The following is a 20,513-nucleotide window of genomic DNA, read 5'->3' as shown; positions in this document are numbered from 1 at the left end:
ACCGCTTTTGCCGGAAAAACACAAACCCTCGGGAGTGACTCAGCAGACCACCCGCGCCCGGAAACATGCGCGTTTCGGACATAGGGAACCGGGGCAATGACGATCACAGATGCAGAAGCATCCGGCTGTTGCCCAAGGTGTTCGGCTTCACTCGTTCGAGACCGAGGAACTCCGCGACGCCCTCGTCATAGGAACGCAACAGCTCCGCGTACACATCGGTGTCGACCGGTGTCTCCCCGATCTCCACGAAGCCGTGCTTCCCGAAGAAGTCCACTTCGAAGGTCAGGCAGAAAACCCGTCGAACGCCGAGCCAGCGCGCGGTCTGGAGCAACTTCTCCAGCAAGTGATGGCCGACACCGGCGCCCTTGAGGCCGGGCTTCACCGCCAGAGTGCGGACTTCCGCCAGGTCCTCCCACATGACGTGCAGCGCGCCGCAGCCGACCACCTCGGCGTTGTCGTCGCGTTCCGCGACCCAGAACTCCTGGATGTCCTCGTAAAGCGTGACCATGGCTTTGTCGAGCAGGATGCGGTCGCGGACGTAGGCGTCGAGGAGGTGGCGCACGGCCGGGACATCGCTGGTCCGGGCCCGCCGGACGGTGATGGCTTTTGCGGAGACTTCGGGACGCTCTGCTGACATGAGCGGACGCTATCGCCCGTCCGTGTCCTGCGCCGAGCCGGGGCTCTCCTCTTGCCGGGCTTCCGGAGCTTCCCGTTGCCGCACTTCGGGGGCTTCCTGTTGCCGGGCCGCGGGCGCTTCCCGGGTTTCTTCGGGACCCTGGACGATGCGTACGGCGTCCCTGAGGGCCTGGCGCTGTTCCTGGCTCATCATGCCGAAGAAGGCGACGAGAGCGGCGGCCGGGTTGTCGCTCTGCGACCAGGCGTCGTTCATCAGGGCCGCGGCGTACGCGGCTCGTGTCGACACGGCCTCATATCGATAGGCGCGTCCTTCCGCCTCTCGGCGCACCCAGCCCTTCTGATGGAGATTGTCCAAAACGGTCATCACGGTGGTGTACGCGATGGACCGTTCCTGCTGGAGGTCTTCCAGGACTTCTCGAACGGTCACCGGGCGGTTCCACTTCCACACCCGCGTCATGACCGCGTCTTCGAGTTCTCCCAATGGGCGAGGCACAGCTCAGAACAATAGTGGGAGATCCCGGCAATGGCGTGCCGGACGTGCGCTAGAGCTGCAAACGCGAACAAAAAGGGCGTACGACTCGGAAAGCGGCGGGGCGTGGGAGTCGTACGCCGGGAGGGCCGGGGGCCCGTCGGAGCGCGGAGGGGGAGTCTCCTCAGGCGTCGGCGGCGGGAGCCTTGCGCGGGCCCTCCGCGCGCGCGAGCGCGGCGTCGACGGCGGCGTCCTCCCTGGCCTTGGCGGCCCCGCCCTGGGTCTTCACGATCACCCTGACCACACCGATGAAGAACACGGCCATGACGACCGGGGGCACGAGCGCGGAGACGTAGTCCATGTCTCCAGAGTATCCACGGCGGAACGGGCGAAAGGGGCGGGGTACACGCTGAGAGGACGGCCCGGACGGCCCGGACGGAGGCCGGGCCGTCGGTGCGGCGGGGTCGCCCGGGGCGACGAGGTCAGCCGGGGCGGCGGTGGGGCGGGGTCGGCCGGAGCGCCGGTGGGGCGGGGTCGGCCGGAGCGCCGGGCGGTGGGGTCAGCCCGCGGCCAGCTGGCGGGATTCGGCCGGCGGCGTCGGCTTGCGGCGCGGGAAGACCTCCCCCGGCGTCGGGATGGGCCGCTTCGGTGCCGCCGGCTCCGGCTCGGCCGGGCCCGCGGGCCGCTCCGCGGGTCCCGGCGATGGCTTCGGCGAGGGCTTCTGCGGGGGCCTGGACGGCCCCTCGGCCTGCTCGTCCTCCTGCCGGACCCCGGGCTCTCCCGCGCCGCCCGCAAGGGCCAGCAGGCGCGTTCGCGCGGGCGGCACGGCGGGCGCCGGCACCTTGCGCGCTCCCTGCGCGAACCGCGCCCGCACGTCCTGCTCGGCCAGCCCCTGGCAGCGGTCCAGCAGGGCCGCCGCCGCGGGGTTCCCGCGCAACGCCCGGAGCGCGGCGAGATCGTCCGGCGTGGGCCGGTGCCCGGCGCCGAGCGCCTCCTCCAGGAGGGCGAGGTAACCGGCGGCGGTGCCCGGCAGCGCGGCCCGGTACCGGCCCAGGTCGGCCACCAGGAAGGAGCGCAGCCTGGCCCCCTCGCGCATCGCCTCGTCGAGCGACTCGGCGAGCCGGTAGCAGTCCTGCACGTCCTCGGCGGAGACGTGGCCGGGGTGAAGGGCGAGGGCGAGGGCGCGGCGGAGCACACGCAGCTCCTCCGCGCCGAACGCCATGCCGCCGCGGGATCCGTATGGCGTGGGCATGCGGCGACGCTATCGCTAATCGGACAAAAGTGACGGATCGGAACGTTGTTTCGCTGCGTGTCGCTCCGGCGTTCCCTCGTCCGGGGTCACCGGGCAGGCCGGCCCCCGCGCGGGCGCCGGCCGTCGCTCACAGCCGTGAGACGTTCCGCTCGTACACCATGCGCAGCCCCATCAGCGTCAGCCACGGCTGGTGCTCGTCGATCACCGAGGACTCGCCCAGCACCATCGGCGCGAGCCCGCCCGTGGCGATCACCGTCACGTCGTCCGGATCGTCGGCCAGCTCGCGCGCCATCCGGCTCACCACCCCGTCGACCTGCCCGGCGAAGCCGTACACGATGCCCGCCTGCATGGCCTCGACCGTGTTCTTGCCGATCACGCTGCGCGGCCGGGCCACCTCGATCTTGCGCAGCTGCGCGCCCTTGACGCCGAGCGCCTCCACGGAGATCTCGATACCGGGCGCGATCACCCCGCCGACGTACTCCCCGCGCGCGGAGACCGCGTCGAAGGTGGTCGCCGTACCGAAGTCCACGACGATCGCCGGGCCGCCGTACAGCTCGACCGCCGCGACCGCGTTGATGATCCGGTCCGCGCCGACCTCCTTGGGGTTGTCGGTGAGGATCGGCACGCCCGTCTTGACGCCCGGCTCCACGAGGACGGCGGGTACGTCGCCGTAGTACCTCCGGGTGACCTCGCGCAGCTCGTGCAGCACCGACGGGACGGTCGCGCAGATGGCGATGCCGTCGATGCCGTCGCCCAGCTCGTCGCCGAGCAGCGGGTGCATCCCCATCAGACCCTGGAGCAGAACCGCCAGTTCGTCCGCCGTGCGCCGCGCGTCCGTGGAGATGCGCCAGTGCTCGACGATGTCCTCGCCGTCGAACAGGCCGAGGACCGTGTGCGTGTTGCCGACGTCGATCGTGAGGAGCATGGCCGTTACTCCGCCTCGCGCAGGTCCAGGCCGATGTCCAGGATCGGCGAGGAGTGGGTGAGCGCGCCGACGGCCAGGAAGTCCACGCCCGTGTCGGCGTACACGCGCGCGGTGTCGAGCGTGAGCCGGCCGGAGGCCTCCAGCAGGGCCCGCCCGCGGACGATCCCGACGGCCTCCGCGCACTGGTCGGGCGTGAAGTTGTCCAGCAGGATCAGGTCCGCGCCCGCGTCCACGACCTCGCGCAGCTGGTGCAGGGTGTCGACCTCGACCTCGATCGGCACTTCCGGGAAGGCCTCCCGGACGGCCTTGAAGGCCTGCGCGACGCCGCCGGCGGCGACCACGTGGTTGTCCTTCACCAGGGCCGCGTCGGACAGCGACATGCGGTGGTTGACGCCCCCGCCGCAGCGGACGGCGAACTTCTCCAGCGAACGCAGGCCCGGCGTCGTCTTCCGGGTGTCGCGGACCTTCGTCGTGGTGCCCTCCAGCGCGTCGGCCCACGCGCGCGTGGCCGTCGCGATGCCGGACAGACGGCACAGGATGTTCAGCGCGCTGCGCTCGGCGGTGAGCAGGTCACGCGTGCGCGTGGTGACCGACAGCAGCTTCTGCCCGGCCTCGATCCGGTCGCCGTCCTCCACGTGCCGCTCGACCTCGAACTCGTCCGTGCACACCACGGAGAGCACGGCCTCGGCGACCCGCAGGCCGGCCACGACGCCGCCCTCGCGCGCGGTGAAGTCACCGGTGGCGACGGCGTCCTCGGGGATGGTCGAGACCGTCGTCACGTCCACGCCGCCGTCCAGGTCCTCCTGGATGGCGACGTTGGCGACGTCCTCGACCTCGACGGGGTCGAGCCCGGCAGCGGCCAGCAGCTCGGCGAGCGCGGGGTCGAGCCCGCACTCCAGGTACTCCTCGTCGCCCTCCGTGCCGCAGGCGCAGCCGTCGCCGCAGCCGCCGGTGGTGGCGAGAGGAAGGTCGTCGGTGCTCACGTTCGTCACTGCTCCTGGACGCTGGGGTGTTACCGGGTAGGGGGGAAGTCTGCGGTGTCCGTGGTGCGTACGGCCAGCGACCGGTCCGGATTGAGCCGTACGACGATGTGGCGCCGCCAGGTGTCGTCGTCGCGCTCGGCACGGTCCTCGCGCCAGTGGCAGCCGCGGGTCTCCTCGCGCTGCCGGGCGGCGGCGACCAGGACACGGGCCACGCACAGGAGGTTGGTGGCCTCCCAGGTGTCGACGCCGGGCTCGGCGGTCTTGCCGTTCTCGTCCAGGGCGTCACGGGCCTCGGCGTGCAGCCGCTGGAGCTGCCCGGCGGCCGTGGCGAGAGACTCCTCCGAGCGCAGCACGCCGGCGCCCTCGGTCATGATCCGCTGGATGGCGAAGCGGGACTCGGGGGCCAGCAGCGGGTGCGCGGGCGTCTCGGGGTGCGGGACCGGTGCGGGCACGCGTGCGTGGAGGCCGTCCTCCGCGCGGGCAGCGACGATGTCGTCGGCGATCCGCTCGGCGTAGACGAGGCCTTCGAGGAGGGAGTTCGAGGCGAGCCGGTTGGCGCCGTGCACACCGGTGCAGGCGACCTCGCCGCACGCGTACAGGCCCGGGACCGTCGTGCGTCCCCGCGCGTCGGTGCGGACGCCGCCGGAGGCGTAGTGCGCGGCGGGGGCGATCGGGATGGGCTCGGTGACCGGGTCGATGCCGTTGGCGCGGCAGGCGGCCAGGATGGTGGGGAACCGGTGCTCCCACATGTCGGCGCCGAAGTGCCGGGCGTCGAGGTACATGTGCTCGGCGCCCTGCTCCAGCATCCGCCGCAGGATGCCCTTGGCGACGATGTCGCGGGGGGCCAGCTCGGCCAGTTCGTGCTGGCCCACCATGAAGCGCACGCCGTCCCCGTCGACCAGGTGGGCGCCCTCGCCGCGCACCGCCTCGGAGACGAGCGGCTGCTGGCCCTCGGCGTCCATGCCGAGGAACAGCACGGTCGGGTGGAACTGCACGAACTCCAGGTCGCTGACCTCGGCGCCCGCGCGCAGCGCCAGCGCCACACCGTCACCGGTCGACACGGACGGGTTGGTGGTCGCCGAGAACACCTGGCCCATGCCGCCGGTCGCGAGCACCACCGCGGGGGCGTGCACGGCGCCCACGCCGTCGTGCTGGCCCTCGCCCATCACGTGCAGCGTGACACCGGCCGTGCGGCCGTCGGCGTCGGTCAGCAGGTCCAGCACCAGCGCGTTCTCGATGGTGCGCAGCCCGCGCGCGCGTACGGCCTCGACGAGCGCCCGGGAGACCTCCGCGCCGGTCGCGTCGCCGCCCGCGTGCGCGATCCGGCGCCGGTGGTGGCCGCCCTCGCGGGTGAGGTGGATGTCGCCCTCGTCGTCGGTGTCGAAGTGGGCGCCGGTGGAGATCAGGCGCCGTACGGCGTCGGGGCCTTCGGTGACGAGGATCCGTACGGCCTCCTCGTCGCACAGGCCCGCGCCGGCCACCAGGGTGTCCTCCAGGTGCTGCTCGGGCGTGTCGCCCTCGCCGAGGGCGGCGGCGATGCCGCCCTGGGCCCAGCGCGTGGAACCGTCGTCGAGGCGGGCCTTGGTGACGACGACGGTCCGCAGCCCGGCGGCCTCGCAGCGCAGCGCCGCGGTCAGGCCCGCCACTCCGGAGCCGACGACGACCACGTCCGCGGAGATGTTCCACCCGGGGGCGGGTGCGTGCAGTCGTATGCCTGTGCTGGTCACGAGGCGGCTCCGAAGGTGAGAGGAAGATTGTCGATCAGCCGGGTCTTTCCGACCCGGGCGGCGACGGCGAGGACGGCCTCGCCGGTGAAGTCGTCGCCGATCTCGGTGAAGTCGGCGGGGTCGACCAGCGCGAGGTAGTCCAGCCGCAGCGGCGGGTCGTAGCGGAGGGCCTCGTCCAGCACCTGGTGGGCGGCGGCGCGGACGGCCGCCGGGCCGCCGGGCGCGGCGGTGGCCACCGCGTGCGCGTCGGCCGCCGCGCGGGACTCCCCTATGGCGCTCAGCGCCTCGGCACGCGCGTGCGTGGAGGGCACTTCCCGGGCCCGCGCGCGCAGCGCCTCCTGCGCCGCGTGCCGGTCGCGGCCGGCGAACAGCGCGCGGGACAGCGCGAGCGCGCTGCGGCGCTCGTCCACCGAGAGGTAGCGGTTGCGGCTGGACAGGGCGAGCCCGTCCTCCTCGCGCACGGTCGGTACGGCGACGATCTCGACGCCGAAGTTCAGGTCCCGCACCATGCGCCGGATCAGGGCCAGCTGCTGGGCGTCCTTCTGCCCGAACAGGGCGGCGTCGGGGCGGGTGAGGTGCAGCAGCTTGGCGACGACGGTGAGCATGCCGTCGAAGTGGCCGGGCCGGGAGGCGCCCTCAAGGCGCTCGCCCATGGGTCCCGCGGAGAGGCGCACCTGGGGTTCACCGCCCGGGTACACCTCGTCCACGGAGGGCGCGAAGACGGCGTCCGCGCCCGCCTCCGCGGCGAGCTTCAGATCGGCGTCCAGGGTGCGCGGGTAGCGGTCCAGGTCCTCTCCCGCGCCGAACTGCAGCGGGTTGACGAAGACGGTGACGACGACCTCGCCGTCCGGGCCGGCGATCTCGCGCGCGGAGCGGATGAGGGTGGCGTGGCCCTCGTGCAGGGCGCCCATGGTCATCACGACGGCTCGGCGGCCGTGGCGCACGCGCGCGTGCAGCTCTTCGGCGGTGCTCAGCAGGGCGGTGCTCATCGGTCGTTCCCCTCGGTGCCGTTCGTGCCGTCGGTGCCGTTCGTGCCCTCGGTGCCGTTCGTGCCCTCGGTGCCGTTCGTGCCGCCGGCTCCGCCGCCCGCGTGGCTTCCGTCGGCGAGTACCCCGAGGAGGTCCTCGGCCAGTTCCGGCTTCAGCAGGCCGTGGGCGAGCGCGCGGTCGGCGGTCGCGCGGGCCATCGCCAGATAGCCCGCCACGGTCTGCGGGGCGTGCTTGCGCAGCTCGGTGACGTGCGCGGCGACCGTGCCGGCGTCCCCGCGCGCGACCGGCCCGGTCAGGGCGGCGTCGCCGGAGCGCAGCGCGTTGTCCAGGGCGGCGCCGAGCAGCGGGCCGAGCATCCGGTCGGGCGCCCCCACGCCTGCCGCGCGCAGCAGCTCCATGGACTGGGCGACCAGGGTCACCAGGTGGTTGGCGCCGAGGGCGAGGGCCGCGTGGTACAGCGGGCGGTTCTGCTCGCTGATCCACTCCGGCTCGCCGCCCATCTCGATCACCAGGGCCTCGGCGGCCAGCCGCAGCTCCTCGGGCGCGGTGACGCCGAAGGAGCAGCCCGCGAGTCGCTGGACGTCCACGGGGGTGCCGGTGAAGGTCATCGCCGGGTGCAGGGCCAGCGGGAGCGCGCCCGCGCGCAGGGCCGGGTCGAGGACCTGCGCGCCGTACCGGCCGGAGGTGTGCACGAGCAGCTGTCCCGGCCGTACCGCGCCGGTCTCGGCGAGGCCGGCGACCAGGGCGGGGAGGGCGTCGTCGGGGACCGTGAGCAGGACCAGGTCGGCGCGCTGGAGGACTTCGGCGGGCGGCACCAGCGGGACGCCCGGGAGCATGGCCTCGGCGCGCCTGCGGGAGGCGTCGGAGACGCCGGAGACGGCCACCGGGCGGTGCCCGGCGAGCTGGAGGGACGCGGCGAGCGCGGGGCCCACGCGACCGGCGCCGACGACGCCGACGGTGAGCCGGGCGGGGCGGTCCTTGAGGTCTGGCTGGTGGAATGTACTCACGCGACGGCGGCCTTCCCGTTCCAGTCCGCTCTGGGTACCGGACGATTTCTCGTCATGTTAACGCTATCTCGTTCCGGCGCCGACCGGTTGTCCACAGGCTGTGGGTTTCCCCACGCTTCGGCCCCGGGCCCCGCGTGGAAATCCCGGTGTCCCCCGCCGGTCGGGCACGGCATGATCCACGCCATGACGGAGACAGCTGGGCTGGAGATGGAGCAGGGCGGGGAACGGTCGGCGCAGGAGCGGCTGCGTGAGCGGCGCGCGACCGCCCACCGGCAGGTGCGGCGCACGCTGGCACGCGCGAGCACGGGCGGATCGATCCGGGAGCGCCTCGCGGAGCTGACGGAGGCGGCCCCCGACGTCTACGACGTGGACGAGCCGACCGACATCTACGGCAACCGGATCGTGGCCGCTGTGGAGGAACGGGTCGCCGCGCTGCTCGGCACGGAGGCCGCCGCGTTCTTCCCGACCGGGACGATGGCGCAGCAGGTGGCCCTGCGCTGCTGGGCGGCCCGCACCGGCAGCCCCACGGTGGCCCTGCATCCCCTGGGTCACCCCGAAGTGCACGAGCGGGACGCGTTCAGCCAGCTCAGCGGCCTGCGCCCGGTCCATGTGACCAGCGAGCCCCGGCTGCCCACGGCCGCGGAGATACGCGACTTCGCCGAGCCCTTCGGGGCACTGATGCTGGAACTTCCCCTCAGGGACGCCGGTTTCCTGCTGCCCACCTGGGAGGAGCTGAACGACGTCGTCGAGGCCGCGCGGGAGCGCGACGCGGTCGTGCACTTCGACGGCGCCCGCCTGTGGGAGTCCACCGTCCACTTCGAGCGCCCACTGCGGGAGATCGCGGGCCTTGCGGACAGCGTCTACGTGTCCTTCTACAAGTCCCTCGGCGGTTTCGGCGGCGCGGCCCTGGCCGGCCCGCTGACCCTGATCGAGGAGGCGAAGACCTGGCGGCACCGCTACGGCGGCATGATCTTCCAGCAGTTCCCGACCGCGCTGTCCGCCCTGGTCGGTCTGGAGCGGGAGCTGCCCCGGCTGCCCGACTACGTCCGCCACGCGCGCGTGGTCGCCGCCGCGCTGCGCGAGGGGTTCGCCGAGGCCGGGCTGCCGTGGGCGCGAGTGCACCCCGGGGTGCCGCACACCCATCAGTTCCAGGTCTGGCTGCCGTACGACTCCGAGGGGCCGGCGGAGGCGGCGGTGCGGCAGGCGGAGGAGAGCGCGGTGTTCCTGTTCTCGAGCCCCTGGAACGCCGGCGGGCCCGGTCTGGCCTGGACGGAGGTCACGGTGGCCGCCGCCGGCCTGGAGTGGACGGCGGACGACGTCCGCGCGGCCGTGCGGGACTTCGTGGACCGCCTGCCGGAGCGGGCGTAGCCGAGCGCGCCGGGCACACGGCCCGGCGGGGCCCGGTGGGGCGCGCGGCTCAGCCGAGTGCGCGGGGGCGCAGCCAGCGGCTCAGGGCCTGCCGGAGGCGTCCGTGCGCCGGGCGCCCGGCGATGACCGCGCGGAAGCGCCGGTAGTCGCGCAGCTCGCGGACCACGGCGACGTCGTGACGGCCCGGCGCGGGCGGCTCCGGCTCGCCGTGCAGACGGGCGCGGTGGCTGTCGAGGAGGTACTGCTGGGTGATGCTCATGGCGGATCGCCTTCTCGGGACGTCGAGTGATCGCTGACTGGTCGTCGACTCGGTCGCCGACTGTCGACGACCGCTCGGTGAGTGATCGGGCTCCGCGGCTGCCCCGGTGCTCCAGACTGCGCCGCCCGGCGGGGGAAGTCGCGTCGATTGACGTCCGCCGTCAATCGGCGGCCCGGTTGTCGGTGGCGGCGGGCACCATGGGGGCATGAGCGTGCGCATCGACATCGCGGGGCTGCGGCCGGAGAGGATCGCCGCCGTCCCCTCGCCCCTGGCCGAGTTGGGCATGGCGCTGCACGCGCTGTCGGAGCCGGGGCACCACCCCGGACTGCAGGGCTGGGTGACGGGCGTGACGGCCCGGCTGGACACCCACCTGGCCGACCGGATGTGCGAGGCGGACTTCCTCTGGCGCTCGACCTTCTCGGACCTGTTCCTGCCGTTCGCGGGCGTCGCGGGCCGGAGCACGCTGCCCGGTGCCACCCTCGCCGAAGACCTGGACCTGCTGGACAAACTGACGGACGAACAGTTCGTGGACGCGGCGATGGAGTTCACCTGCGCGCTGCCGTACGGCGCGCAGGGCCCCTCCGCGCTCGCCGACGCCGACGTGCGCCGCCGGGCGCTGGAGCTGGCCGCCTCGCGCGGGCCCCGGCAGGTGCGGTTCGCCGAGCGGCTGCTTTGCGACCCGCCGCGGATCCGGGCCTGGGTGCGGCAGTTCGTGCAGGACTGCGACGAGGCGTTCTTCGCGGAGACCTGGTCCCGGCTGAAGCACCAGCTCGCGGCGGACGCCCGCCACAAGACGGACCTCCTGCTGCGCCGGGGCATGGCCGAGGCGCTGGCGGCGGTGTCGCCTACCGTGACGCTCGACGAGAATGCCGCCACGATCACGGTCGACAAGCTGGGCAGCTGCAGCTCGGCCACGGCGGACGGGGGCCTCCTCCTCGTCCCGACGAGCCTGGGCTGGCCGCACCTGAGCGTCCTGCACCGGTACGGCTGGCAGCCGGTGCTGCACTACCCCGTCGGCTCACCCGAGCTGGCGGCCCCGCCCTCCGTGGAACAGCTCGCGCTGCGGATGAGCGCCCTGTCCCACCCCGTGCGGATGCGGCTCTGCCGCCATCTGGCGCGCAGCGCCTACACCACCAGCGAGCTCGCGCAGTTCCACGACATGACGGCCCCCGAGATATCCCGGCACCTGAGCGTCCTGAAGAAGGCGGGCCTGGTCTCCACCCGCCGCCGCGGCCGGTACGTGCTGCACCAGCTGGACGTCACCGTCGTCGCCAGGCTGGGCAGCGACTTCCTGGAGGGCATACTCCGGTAGCGGGCATCGCCACCGGCCCGGCCGGCCCTGGCCCGCCGCCGCTTCCGGTCAGCCGTGGCCGCCGGCGCGCACCAGCCCCGTCTCGTACGCCAGCACGACCACCTGCACCCGGTCGCGCAGGCCGAGCTTGGTCAGGATGCGGCCCACATGGGTCTTCACCGTCGCCTCGCTCAGCACGAGCCGGGCCGCGATCTCGCCGTTGGACAGGCCCTGCGCCACCAGCACCATCACCTCCCGCTCCCGCTCGGTGAGCCGCTCCAGCTCCTTGTGCTGCGGCTCCTTGCCGGTGGAGGGCAGCATCGGCGCGAAACGGTCCAGCAGGCGCCGGGTGGTGGAGGGCGCCACGACCGCGTCACCGCTGTGCACGGCGCGGATGGCGGCCAGCAGGTCCCCGGGCGGCACGTCCTTGAGCATGAAGCCGGAGGCGCCCGCCTTCAGCCCGGAGAAGGCGTACTCGTCCAGGTCGAACGTGGTGAGGATGAGGACCTTCGGCGCGTCCGGCTCCCCGCAGATCCGCCGGGTGGTCTCCACACCGTCCAGCTTCGGCATGCGGACGTCCATCAGGATGACGTCGACGGCGGTGGACCGCAGCACCTGGAGGGCCTCCACGCCGTCGCCCGCCTCCGCGACGACCTCCATGTCCGGCTGGGCGGCGAGCACCATCCGGAATCCGGTGCGCAGCAGCACCTGGTCGTCGACGAGCATCACGCGGATCGTCATCGGGTCCTCTTCCGTGTCTTCGGTTGCCGCCCCCGCCGCCGTACGCCGTCTCCGGGCGCCGTCGGCAAGGGGTGGTGCGGGGGTCAACAGGGGGCCTGCGGCAGGGTCAGTGCGCCGGCTTGAGCGGGAGCAGGGCACTGATGCGGAATCCTCCGCCCGGGCGCGGCCCGGCGTCCAGCGTGCCGCCGACCATGCCGACCCGCTCGCGCATACCGATCAGGCCGTGTCCCTGCCCGTCGGCGCCGCCCTCCTCGTACAGCTCGTGCGGCGCTCCCTTGCCGTCGTCCTCGACGAGCAGGCCGAGACCGTCGTCGAAGTACACCAGCCGGACGCTCGCGCCCGCGTTGGGCCCGCCGTGCTTGCGCGTGTTGGTGAGCGCCTCCTGCACGATCCGGTACGCGGTCAGCTCCACTCCGCTGGGCAGCGGGCGCGGGGTGCCCTCCACCTTGAAGTCGACCGGGAGGCCGGAGCTGCGGCACTTCTCGATGAGGTCGTCGATCTGCTCGACGTCGGGCTGCGGGACGTACTCGCCGCTCTCCTGGTGCTCGCCGGTGCGCAGCACGCCCAGCAGGCGGCGCATCTCGGCGAGGGCCTGACGGCCGGTGGAGGAGATCGTCTCCAGGGCCTTCTTCGCCTGGTCGGGCGCGGCGTCCATGACGTAGGCGGCCCCGTCGGCCTGCACCACCATCACCGACACGTTGTGCGCGACGACGTCGTGCAGCTCGCGCGCGATCCGAGCGCGCTCGGCGGCCACCGCGACCTTCGACTGCGCCTCGCGCTCCTTCTCCAGACGGGCCGCGCGCTCCTCCAGCTGGGCGAAGTAGGCGCGCCGGGTGCGCATGGAGTCGCCGAGCACCCAGGCGAGGGCGAAGGGCACCGTCTGGAAGACCGCTATGGCGATCTGCCCGGCGAAGCTGCTGTGCTCGTCCGGCCAGCGGATCTGGGCCACGGTCGCCGCGCAGAGACTGACGGCGAGGGCGAGCCGGGAGGCCCAGAGCGCGCCTATCGCCGCGACCGTGTAGGTGATCACGAGCATGGCGAAGTCGGCGGGGGTCGTCTCGACGTCCAGGACCAGCTGGGCCAGTCCGGTCCCGAGGGCGAGCAGCAGCATCGGCTCCGGGAGCCGGCGGCGCAGCGCCACGACGACGCACAGGGCGACGGAGACGATGATCCCCCCGGCGGCCGTCCCGTGGTGACCACGCACCCCGTCGAGAGTGACCACACTCAGCGCGGACACCCCGAACAGGGCGACGGCCCAGAAGGCGTCGACCCACGTCGGGTGGCGGCGGAGGAAGTCATAGAGGCGCTGCACGTAACCCAGAGTAGGGAAACCGGATGCGTGCAGGGGTCAACCGAAGGGCCGATCCGTGCCGGGCGCGCGTACTCCCCAAGGTGGAGGCCGTGATCATCTGTGCGCCTAGTCTGTGCCGGTGACGGATGAGACGACAGTGGAGGACTTCCGCGGGAATTCCGGCCCACGCGGCTGGCGCGCGGCGGCCGAGACGGCTCTGTACGGACCCGGTGGCTTCTACCGCCGCCCGGAGGGCCCGGCCGGTCACTTCCGCACCTCCGTGCACGCCTCCCCGCTGTTCGCGCGGGCCGTGGCCGGGCTGCTGTGCCGGGTGGACGCGGCTCTGGGGCGGCCCGCGGTGCTGGACTTCGTCGACATGGGTGCCGGGCGGGGCGAGCTGGTCACCGGGGTGCTCGCCGCCCTGCCCGCCGACGTGGCCGCACGCGTGCGTGCGTACGCCGTCGACGTCGCCGACCGCCCGGCCGGCCTGGACGCGCGGATCACCTGGCTGAGGGAGCTCCCGGACGAGGTCAGCGGGCTGCTGTTCGCCAACGAGTGGCTGGACAACGTCCCCGTGGACGTCGTGGAGGTGGACTCCGCCGGCGTGCCCCGGCTGGTGCTCGTCACGGAGGACGGCTCCGAGCGGCTCGGGGAGCCCGTGACGGGCGAGGAGGCCGGCTGGCTCGCGCGCTGGTGGCCGCTGCCCGCCGAGGAGGGGCTGCGGGCGGAGATCGGCCTGCCCCGGGACCGGGCCTGGGGAGCGGCCGTGGACCGGGTGGTGCGAGGGCTCGCGGTGGCCGTGGACTACGCGCACACCGCGGGCGCGCGCCCTCCGTTCGGGACGCTCACCGGCTTCCGGGAGGGGCGCGAGACGGCGCCCGTGCCGGACGGCTCGTGCGACATCACGGCGCACGTGGCACTGGACGCGTGCGCGGTGGCCCCGGCCACGCCGCGCACGCCCTCCGGCACGGCGCGGGAGACCGGTGAACGGGCGCGTGAGCTTTCCGGCGCACGCCTGCTCACGCAACGCGCTGCGCTGCATGCCCTCGGCCTCACCGGCGCACGCCCCGCGCTCGCGCTGGCCTCGACGGATCCCGCGGCCTACGTACGCGCCCTCGCGAGCGCCGGGGAGGCCGCCGAACTCACGGCACCCGGCGGTCTCGGCGACTTCGGCTGGCTCCTGCAGCCGGTCGGCATCCCGGACCCCCTGGAGCCGGACCCCCTGGAGCCGGGCGCCCTGGAGCCGGGCCCCGAGGACTCACCCGGCCGGTGAACCACACCCGCGGGTCCGCACCCCTGTCCACACCTTGGGTCCGCGCGCCCGGCCGCCCGGGCGGCGGCCTACTTGTCGATGTCGCCGACCACGAAGAACATCGACCCCAGGATCGCCACCATGTCCGCCACCAGCGTTCCCGGCAGCAGCTCGGTCAGCGCCTGGATGTTGTTGTACGAGGCCGAGCGCAGCTTCAGCCGGTACGGCGTCTTCTCGCCCTTGCTGACCAGGTAGTAGCCGTTGATGCCGAGCGGGTTCTCGGTCCACGCGTACGTGTGCCCCTCGGGCGCCTTCAGCACCTTGGGCAGCCGCTGGTTGATCGGGCCGGGCGGCAGCTCCGCGAGCCGGTCCAGGCAGGCGTCGGCGAGGTCCAGGGCGTTGTGGGTCTGGTCCAGCAGTATCTCGAAGCGGGCGAGGCAGTCGCCCTCGCCGCGGGTGGCGACCTTCAGGACGTCCTGGAGGTTGCCGTAGGCCAGGTAGGGCTCGTCACGGCGCAGGTCGAAGTCGACGCCGGAGCCGCGCGCGATGGGTCCGCTCACGCCGTAGGCGTGCACCGTCTCCGGAGCCAGTGCCCCGACGCCGCGCGTGCGGCCACGGAAGATCTCGTTGCCGAGCACCAGGTCGTCGAAGACGTCCATGCGCGAGCGCACGGCCGCGACGGCCTCACGGGCGCGGGCCGTCCAGCCGGCCGGCAGGTCCTCCTTGAGGCCGCCGACGCGGTTGAACATGTAGTGCATGCGCCCGCCGGAGACCTCCTCCATCACGTTCTGGAGCACCTCGCGCTCCCGGAACGCGTAGAACACCGGCGTGATCCCGCCCAGCTCCAGCGGGTAGGAGCCGAGGAACATCAGGTGGTTCAGCACCCGGTTCAGCTCGGCGAGCAGGGTGCGCGTCCACACCGCGCGCTCGGGGACCTCCATGCCGAGCATCCGCTCCACGGCGAGGACCACGCCCAGCTCGTTCGAGAACGCGGACAGCCAGTCGTGCCGGTTGGCGAGCACGATGATCTGCCGGTAGTCCCGTGCCTCGAAGAGCTTCTCGGCGCCCCGGTGCATGTAGCCGATCACCGGCTCCGCGTGCACGATGCGCTCGCCGTCCAGTACGAGCTTGAGCCGCAGGACGCCGTGCGTGGACGGATGCTGGGGACCGATGTTGAGCACCATGTCGGTACTCTCCGCAGCGCCGCCGATGCCGACCGTGGTCTCCGTCGTAGGAGTCATGGCCCCAGTTTCCCCTACGTACGCTGGCCCCATGGAAACGGGGAGCCTGGAAGGAACCGGAGCGGCGGCCGGCCGGCCGGTGTGGCGGGGCCTGCGGCCCGGTCTGCTGCGGGTGCGCCGGCTGCTGCTGGTGGTGTGGACGGGGGTGCTCACGGTCGCCGCCGGGCTGGTGCCGGGCCTTCTCGTGGGGCCGGCCTGGGCGGCCTGCGCGCTGCTGCCGCCGGTGTTCGCCGCGTGGTGCTGGCGGCTGCTGGGACGCAACTGGCGCTCCTGGCGGTACGCCGAGCGGGCCGACGACCTGCTGATCAGCCGCGGTGTCCTGTGGCGCGAGGAGACGGTGGTGCCGTACGGGCGGATGCAGCTCGTGGAGGTGACCTCCGGGCCCCTGGAACGGCGGTTCGGGCTGGCCACCGTACAGCTGCACACGGCCGCCGCCGCGACCGACGCGACCATCCCCGGCCTGGACCCGGCCGAGGCGGAACGCCTGCGCGACCGGCTCACCGAGCTGGGCCAGGCACGATCGGCGGGCCTGTGACACCCCGGGACCGCGCGGAGGACGCGAAGGGCACGGAGACCACCGAGGCCGCCGAGGGCGCTGCGGCCGACGCGCAGGCTCCGCAGGGCGCTGGGGGCGCTATATCGGAGCCTTCGTCCGTCGTCGAGCGTCGGCTGCATCCGGTCACGCCCTTCCGCCGGGCGTGGGCGCCGCTCGCCGTGCTGGCCGGCTGGGCGGTGCACGACCCGGGCGGCGCGCAGGAGCAGCTCGCCCGGCTGACCGACACGGTGCTCCTGCTGGGCCTCGCGGTGCTGGTGCCGGCGGCCGGCCTCTACGGCTTCCTGTCGTGGTGGTTCACGCACTACGCGGTCACCGACACCGAGCTGCGCATACGCACCGGACTGCTGTTCCGGCGCACCGCGCACATCCGGCTGGAGCGCGTGCAGGCCGTGGACGTCTCCCGTCCGCTCCTCGCGCGCGTGGCGGGCGTCGCCAAGCTGCGGATCGACGTCGTCGGCGCCGACGACAAGGACGAGCTGGCCTACCTGGGCGAGCGGGAGGCGCGCGCCCTGCGCGCGGAGCTGCTCGCGCGCGCTGCGGGTTTCGCGCCCGAGACGGCGCGTGAGGTCGGAGAAGCCCCGGCGCGGGCACTGGTGCGCGTGCCCCCGCGAGAGCTGGCCCGCTCCCTGCTGCTGACGGGCGCCACCTGGGGCTCGCTGTGCGGCGCGCTGATTCTCCCCACCGTGCTCTGGCTCACCACGCAGAACGTGTGGACGGTCCTCGTCAGCGCCCTGCCCCTGCTCGGCGCGGCGGGCGCGAGCAGTGTGGGCCGGTTCGTCACCGAGTTCGACTGGACGGTGAGCGAGTCCCCGGACGGCCTGCGCATCGACCACGGGCTGCTCGACCGCACGCACGAGACGGTGCCGCCCGGCCGGGTGCAGACCGTGCGGATCGTGGAGCCGCTGCTGTGGCGGCGGGCCGGCTGGGTGCGGGTGGAGCTGGACGTGGCCGGGTCCGCCAACTCGGTGCTGATACCGGTCGCCCCGCGCGCGGTCGCCGAGTCGGTCCTCGCGCGCGTGCTGCCCGGTGTGACGGTGCCGCGGGAGATGTCCCGGCCGTCGGAGCGGGCCCGGTGGTGCCTGCCGGTGTGGTGGCGCGGGCACCGGCTCGCCGCCGGCGGCACGGTGTTCGCCGCCCGGAGCGGCCTGCTGTGCCGCCGGCTCTCGCTGGTCCCGCACGCCAAGGTGCAGAGCGTGCGGCTCACCCAGGGCCCCTGGGAGCGCCGCTGGGGGCTCGCCGACGTCCACGTGGACACCGGGGCCGACAAGACCGTCACCGCCCGTCTGCGGGACGCGGAGGAGGCCGCGCGCTTCCTCGGCGAGCAGGCGGAAAGATCCCGCACGGGCCGCGGAGACGCCCTCCCGGACCGCTGGATGACCACCGGCTGACCACCCGACGGCACGGCGTCCACGCCCCGTCACGCGCGAAATGGTCCCGTACCGGCCGCGAGGGCGTCTCCCTGCCGCCGTCCGACCGCCCGGCGGCCCCGCGTCCACCCCCCGTACGCGCGAAGAGCTCCCCGTAGAGGCCCCGGGACCCCTTCCCGGACCGCAGAGGCCCGACGGGCGCACCCCGCACCCCGCAACCCGCGAAAATGGCCTGTGCGGGCCCCGGAGACGCCTCACGGACCGTCGGCTGATCGCCGGTGACCGCCCGACGTCCGCGCATCCCCGCGTCCACGCGCCACGGGTACGCGTCGGGCCCGGCTCCCCTGAGGGGCCGGGCCCGGTGAATGGTCGGCGGAGGCTCAGGAAGCCGCGGTGCGCAGCCCCTGGACGTCGATCTGCTCGGTCTCGTCGTGCGCCGTCAGGTCGATGACCTGGCCGACCCCCCGCGACCGCTCGTCGGCGGGCTTGAACCCGGCCTCGGCCTCGGCCTTGTGCACGGCGAGGGCCTCCGGTCCGACGACGTCGGCGAGGTCCTCGTTCTGCACCGAGTCCAGCGTGGCCGTCGGCGCGCTCTTCTGGGTGCCGAAGAAGTCGAACCCGCCCTCGACCACCGGACGCCGCGCGGGAGCGGCCGGTACGACGGCCACCGCGGTCGGCACCGTGAAGTGCCCGGCGGGCGGCTGCCCCACGGTCCGGGCGACTCCGGCGGCGGGCGGCGCACCGGCACCGTCCCGCACGCCCTCCACGGCACCCTCTTCCCCGGCGCCGGACCCGGCCGCGGCGGCCTCGGACCCGACCGGCTCGGTCACGCCGGCCGCGGACACCACAGGCTCGGACACCCCAGGCTCGGTCACGGCGGCCTCGGTCACGGCAGGCATCGCAGGCACGGCAGCCTCGGTGACAGCGGCCTCGGAAGCCTCCGGCTCGGACGCCTCCGGCATGCCCGACAAGGACCCGTCCGGCTCCGGCGACTCGGGCCGGGCGGCCGTAGGCTCCGGCGACTCGAACCGGGCGGCCGCATGCTCCGCCGCCTCGGACCCGTCCGCCTCGGACTCATCCTGCTCGGGCCCGGCCTGCTCGGGCCCGGCCTCGGACTCCGCGGCGGCCTCGCCCTCCGGATCGCTCTCGTCCTCCGGATCGCTCTCGTCCTCCGGCTCGTCCCCGGCCTCGGCCACGGACTCGGCCGGAGCCTTCCGGTCGAACCGGGCCAGAGCCGTCAGGGCCCGCCGGTACAGGGATGCGCCCTCGGCCGAGAAGACAGCGAACGTCGTCGCCCCGCCCTCCAGGACCCCGGACGTCCCGGCAGGCTCGGCGGGGCCGGAGACCCCGGACGGCTGGGCGGTCGTGGTGGGCTCGCCGCGGCGCGCGGGCGGCAGGGCGGGCACCGACGAGACAGCGGGGCCCGGCTCGGCCGGGGCCGCTTCGATCTCCAGCAGCCGCCGCCCCTCCAGGGCGCTGGCGCGCTCGGTCTCCGCGGTGGCGTACCGGCGCAGCAGGGCGGCGTGCTCGTTGCGCAGGCCGGCCAGCTCGGCCCGCTTGGCCCGCAGCCGCTGCTCCAGCTTCGTGCGCAGCTCGCGGGACTCCTCCAGGTCGGTCTCCAGTTCGGCGACCCGCTCCTCGAACCGCCACTCGTCGCCGGCACGCGCGCGCGAGAGTTCGGCTACCTGTCTGCCCGCCTGGGCGTCCCAGCGGCGCATCACGACCGCGCCGACGACGGCCGTCGCCGCGGCGACGGCGGCCAGCGCGCGCACCACCGTGGCCCCGGAGAAGACCCAGGGGCCCAGCGCGCAGACGACGGAGACGCCGGCGATCGCCGAGGGAGGCAACAGCCGGTGCAGAGGAGGGGAATGGCGGTGGCGTCCACGTGGCATGGCCAGAAACTTACCGCGCGTAGGCGACTCGCGGACCCCCGCCCCGTAAAAACACAGCCATACCGCCGGCTTCACGGGGCGTCAGGGGTGACCGCCGGCTCAGTGGTCGATGAGCCGCCCGCTCATCCACTGGAGCGCGGGCGGGATCTCACGCTTCCAGGTGTTGAAGTTGTGACCGCCGCTCTCGAGGATGATCGACGAGATCCGGGTCTTGTTGGTGGCCTGGACACGGTCGATGAACTTCATCGTGTCCTTGTAGTTCTTCTCGCCGACCTTGCTGCTGGTGACGAGCAGCGAGGTGTCGGGCGCGGGCTCGTGCTTCAGGAGCCACCACAGGTCGGCACGGTTCTTCAGCTTCTCGTCGTCGTGGAAGAGGTCACCGGTCGTGGGGTCGATCGGCGCCTTGTAGTACGGCGACAGGCCCGCGGCGGCCGTGTACACGTCGGGGTGGTGCATGGCGAGCTTGAGGGCGCAGTAGCCGCCCGTGGAGTCGCCGATGACGCCCCAGCTGTCCGGGCGCTTGCCGACCCGGTACTGCGACTGCACCGCCTCCGGCAGGTCCTTGGCAAAAAACGTTTCCGCCTGCGGGCCGTCCGGCACGTCCACGCACTCGGTGTCCCGCGGCGGCGCCACCGTCGGCCGCAGCATGACCAGGATCATCGGCTGCATCCGCCCGTCCTTGGCCAGCTGCTGCGCCGTGTTCGGGAAGTTCAGCTTCTCCTTGTCCACCAGCGACTTCGCGGTGCCCGGGTAGCCGGTCAGGACGACCGCCACCGGGAACGTGCGCTTGCGGTACTGCGGCTGGAAGTACTCCGGGGGCAGATACACGTAGGCCGGCGCGCCGATGTGCGTCGTAGGGCCGACTATGTCCACCTTCTGCACCTGCCCGCCCATCTCGGGCCGCGCGGCACGCACACCGGGAACGGTGGAGGTGGAGACCACCTGGAGCGGCCCGCCGGTGCTGCCGTTGACCGAGTGGTCGACGACGACCCCCTGGTCGGTCTCCTTGCCGAAGAGGTCCGCCCAGCTGGCGTAGAAGCCGAAGGCCTGGTTGGCGGCGAGCCCGACGGAGGCGAAGAGCGCCAGCTGGGTGAACAGCATCAGACCGACCCGTCCGCTGACGGCCCGCCAGTTCTGCCGGGCAAGGCGCGGCCACAGCCACACCGTGCCGATGAACAGCACGGCGGCGACCACTATCGCCAGCACCAGCGAGTTGTTGCTCGTGAGACCCATAGCTGCTTCCTGCCTGCGCTTTCCGCCCGTGCCG

20 protein-coding genes are annotated in these 20,513 nt (G+C 73.6%); 5 read left to right on the top strand and 15 right to left on the bottom strand.

Going from position 1 to position 20,513, the window contains the following annotated elements; all coding sequences use genetic code 11:
- Positions 1-103: 103 nt before the first annotated feature.
- The 9 genes from FHS34_RS40195 to FHS34_RS40155 all read right to left on the bottom strand — a co-directional run bounded on the left by FHS34_RS40195 (position 104) and on the right by FHS34_RS40155 (position 7,988).
- Positions 104-637, bottom strand: a complete 534-nt coding sequence (locus tag FHS34_RS40195; RefSeq protein ID WP_184975379.1) for an amino-acid N-acetyltransferase — start codon at positions 635-637, stop codon at positions 104-106.
- A 9-nt stretch (positions 638-646) separates the two neighbouring features.
- Positions 647-1,093 (bottom strand): BlaI/MecI/CopY family transcriptional regulator, encoded by a 447-nt coding sequence (locus FHS34_RS40190; RefSeq protein ID WP_245002608.1) that lies wholly within the window; start codon positions 1,091-1,093, stop codon positions 647-649.
- Between the two features lie 196 nt (positions 1,094-1,289).
- Positions 1,290-1,466 carry a hypothetical protein gene (locus FHS34_RS40185; protein ID WP_184975373.1) on the bottom strand — a complete coding sequence of 59 codons (177 nt, stop codon included), beginning with the start codon at positions 1,464-1,466 and terminating at the stop codon, positions 1,290-1,292.
- Positions 1,467-1,664: 198 nt separating this feature from the next.
- Positions 1,665-2,327: a hypothetical protein gene (locus FHS34_RS40180; RefSeq protein ID WP_184975407.1), complete on the bottom strand. Its 663-nt coding sequence runs from the start codon at positions 2,325-2,327 to the stop codon at positions 1,665-1,667.
- Positions 2,328-2,484: 157 nt separating this feature from the next.
- On the bottom strand, positions 2,485-3,282 hold the full coding sequence (locus FHS34_RS40175; RefSeq protein ID WP_184975370.1) for a type III pantothenate kinase: 798 nt from the start codon (positions 3,280-3,282) through the stop codon (positions 2,485-2,487).
- Positions 3,283-3,287: 5 nt separating this feature from the next.
- Positions 3,288-4,265, bottom strand: a complete 978-nt coding sequence (nadC, locus tag FHS34_RS40170; protein WP_184975367.1) for a carboxylating nicotinate-nucleotide diphosphorylase — start codon at positions 4,263-4,265, stop codon at positions 3,288-3,290.
- Positions 4,266-4,294: 29 nt separating this feature from the next.
- A complete protein-coding gene (locus FHS34_RS40165) occupies positions 4,295-5,992 on the bottom strand; it encodes an L-aspartate oxidase (protein WP_184975362.1) in 1,698 nt (565 codons plus the stop codon).
- A complete protein-coding gene (gene panC, locus FHS34_RS40160; protein WP_184975359.1) occupies positions 5,989-6,981 on the bottom strand; it encodes a pantoate--beta-alanine ligase in 993 nt (330 codons plus the stop codon). The genes FHS34_RS40165 and panC overlap by 4 nt, the downstream gene beginning before the upstream one ends.
- Positions 6,978-7,988, bottom strand: a complete 1,011-nt coding sequence (locus FHS34_RS40155; protein WP_184975356.1) for a Rossmann-like and DUF2520 domain-containing protein — start codon at positions 7,986-7,988, stop codon at positions 6,978-6,980. The genes panC and FHS34_RS40155 overlap by 4 nt, the downstream gene beginning before the upstream one ends.
- A 183-nt stretch (positions 7,989-8,171) precedes the next feature.
- On the opposite strand from FHS34_RS40155, the gene FHS34_RS40150 reads away from it, so the two are divergent.
- Positions 8,172-9,356 (top strand): threonine aldolase family protein, encoded by a 1,185-nt coding sequence (locus tag FHS34_RS40150; protein ID WP_184975353.1) that lies wholly within the window; start codon positions 8,172-8,174, stop codon positions 9,354-9,356.
- Positions 9,357-9,405: 49 nt separating this feature from the next.
- On the opposite strand, the gene FHS34_RS40145 is transcribed toward FHS34_RS40150, so the two are convergent.
- Positions 9,406-9,615 carry a hypothetical protein gene (locus FHS34_RS40145; protein WP_184975349.1) on the bottom strand — a complete coding sequence of 70 codons (210 nt, stop codon included), beginning with the start codon at positions 9,613-9,615 and terminating at the stop codon, positions 9,406-9,408.
- A 205-nt stretch (positions 9,616-9,820) separates the two neighbouring features.
- Here FHS34_RS40145 and FHS34_RS40140 point away from each other — a divergent pair, with 205 nt between their 5' ends.
- Positions 9,821-10,927: a DUF5937 family protein gene (locus FHS34_RS40140; protein ID WP_184975346.1), complete on the top strand. Its 1,107-nt coding sequence runs from the start codon at positions 9,821-9,823 to the stop codon at positions 10,925-10,927.
- 48 nt (positions 10,928-10,975) lie between these two features.
- Here FHS34_RS40140 and FHS34_RS40135 read toward each other — a convergent pair whose 3' ends face one another.
- Both FHS34_RS40135 and FHS34_RS40130 read right to left on the bottom strand, forming a co-directional pair.
- A complete protein-coding gene (locus tag FHS34_RS40135; RefSeq protein ID WP_184975343.1) occupies positions 10,976-11,647 on the bottom strand; it encodes a response regulator in 672 nt (223 codons plus the stop codon).
- A 106-nt stretch (positions 11,648-11,753) separates the two neighbouring features.
- Positions 11,754-12,959 (bottom strand): sensor histidine kinase, encoded by a 1,206-nt coding sequence (locus FHS34_RS40130; protein ID WP_184975341.1) that lies wholly within the window; start codon positions 12,957-12,959, stop codon positions 11,754-11,756.
- Positions 12,960-13,077: 118 nt separating this feature from the next.
- Here FHS34_RS40130 and FHS34_RS40125 point away from each other — a divergent pair, with 118 nt between their 5' ends.
- A complete protein-coding gene (locus FHS34_RS40125; protein ID WP_225817928.1) occupies positions 13,078-14,211 on the top strand; it encodes an SAM-dependent methyltransferase in 1,134 nt (377 codons plus the stop codon).
- Positions 14,212-14,279: 68 nt separating this feature from the next.
- On the opposite strand, the gene FHS34_RS40120 is transcribed toward FHS34_RS40125, so the two are convergent.
- The gene (locus FHS34_RS40120; RefSeq protein ID WP_184975338.1) at positions 14,280-15,431 is read right to left on the bottom strand and encodes an NADH-quinone oxidoreductase subunit D; all 1,152 of its coding nucleotides are present in this window, start codon (positions 15,429-15,431) and stop codon (positions 14,280-14,282) included.
- Between the two features lie 31 nt (positions 15,432-15,462).
- Between FHS34_RS40120 and FHS34_RS40115 the strand changes: the two genes are divergently transcribed.
- Positions 15,463-15,966 (top strand): PH domain-containing protein, encoded by a 504-nt coding sequence (locus FHS34_RS40115; RefSeq protein ID WP_184975335.1) that lies wholly within the window; start codon positions 15,463-15,465, stop codon positions 15,964-15,966.
- Positions 15,967-16,067: 101 nt separating this feature from the next.
- A complete protein-coding gene (locus tag FHS34_RS40110; RefSeq protein ID WP_184975402.1) occupies positions 16,068-17,375 on the top strand; it encodes a PH domain-containing protein in 1,308 nt (435 codons plus the stop codon).
- Between the two features lie 359 nt (positions 17,376-17,734).
- On the opposite strand, the gene FHS34_RS40105 is transcribed toward FHS34_RS40110, so the two are convergent.
- Together FHS34_RS40105 and FHS34_RS40100 are read right to left on the bottom strand one after the other, a co-directional pair.
- Complete coding sequence (locus FHS34_RS40105; protein WP_184975332.1) at positions 17,735-19,246, bottom strand: prolipoprotein diacylglyceryl transferase; 1,512 nt, start codon at positions 19,244-19,246, stop codon at positions 17,735-17,737.
- A gap of 99 nt (positions 19,247-19,345) precedes the next feature.
- Positions 19,346-20,479: an alpha/beta hydrolase gene (locus tag FHS34_RS40100; protein WP_184975329.1), complete on the bottom strand. Its 1,134-nt coding sequence runs from the start codon at positions 20,477-20,479 to the stop codon at positions 19,346-19,348.
- Positions 20,480-20,513 lie beyond the last annotated feature (34 nt).

The organism is Streptomyces echinatus, from assembly GCF_014203595.1.
Lineage (GTDB): Bacteria > Actinomycetota > Actinomycetes > Streptomycetales > Streptomycetaceae > Streptomyces > Streptomyces echinatus.
The sequence above is the reverse complement of the archived record's forward strand: the minus strand, read 5'-3'. Positions and strand labels throughout refer to the sequence as shown.

Coding starts and splice junctions, on each gene's coding strand:
- FHS34_RS40195 (WP_184975379.1), bottom strand. CDS start 637: ATGTCAGCAGAGCGTCCCGAAGTCTCCGCAAAAGCCATCACCGTCCGG.
- FHS34_RS40190 (WP_245002608.1), bottom strand. CDS start 1,093: ATGACGCGGGTGTGGAAGTGGAACCGCCCGGTGACCGTTCGAGAAGTC.
- FHS34_RS40185 (WP_184975373.1), bottom strand. CDS start 1,466: ATGGACTACGTCTCCGCGCTCGTGCCCCCGGTCGTCATGGCCGTGTTC.
- FHS34_RS40180 (WP_184975407.1), bottom strand. CDS start 2,327: ATGGCGTTCGGCGCGGAGGAGCTGCGTGTGCTCCGCCGCGCCCTCGCC.
- FHS34_RS40175 (WP_184975370.1), bottom strand. CDS start 3,282: ATGCTCCTCACGATCGACGTCGGCAACACGCACACGGTCCTCGGCCTG.
- panC (WP_184975359.1), bottom strand. CDS start 6,981: ATGAGCACCGCCCTGCTGAGCACCGCCGAAGAGCTGCACGCGCGCGTG.
- FHS34_RS40150 (WP_184975353.1), top strand. CDS start 8,172: ATGACGGAGACAGCTGGGCTGGAGATGGAGCAGGGCGGGGAACGGTCG.
- FHS34_RS40145 (WP_184975349.1), bottom strand. CDS start 9,615: ATGAGCATCACCCAGCAGTACCTCCTCGACAGCCACCGCGCCCGTCTG.
- FHS34_RS40140 (WP_184975346.1), top strand. CDS start 9,821: ATGAGCGTGCGCATCGACATCGCGGGGCTGCGGCCGGAGAGGATCGCC.
- FHS34_RS40135 (WP_184975343.1), bottom strand. CDS start 11,647: ATGACGATCCGCGTGATGCTCGTCGACGACCAGGTGCTGCTGCGCACC.
- FHS34_RS40120 (WP_184975338.1), bottom strand. CDS start 15,431: ATGACTCCTACGACGGAGACCACGGTCGGCATCGGCGGCGCTGCGGAG.
- FHS34_RS40115 (WP_184975335.1), top strand. CDS start 15,463: ATGGAAACGGGGAGCCTGGAAGGAACCGGAGCGGCGGCCGGCCGGCCG.
- FHS34_RS40105 (WP_184975332.1), bottom strand. CDS start 19,246: ATGCCACGTGGACGCCACCGCCATTCCCCTCCTCTGCACCGGCTGTTG.
- FHS34_RS40100 (WP_184975329.1), bottom strand. CDS start 20,479: ATGGGTCTCACGAGCAACAACTCGCTGGTGCTGGCGATAGTGGTCGCC.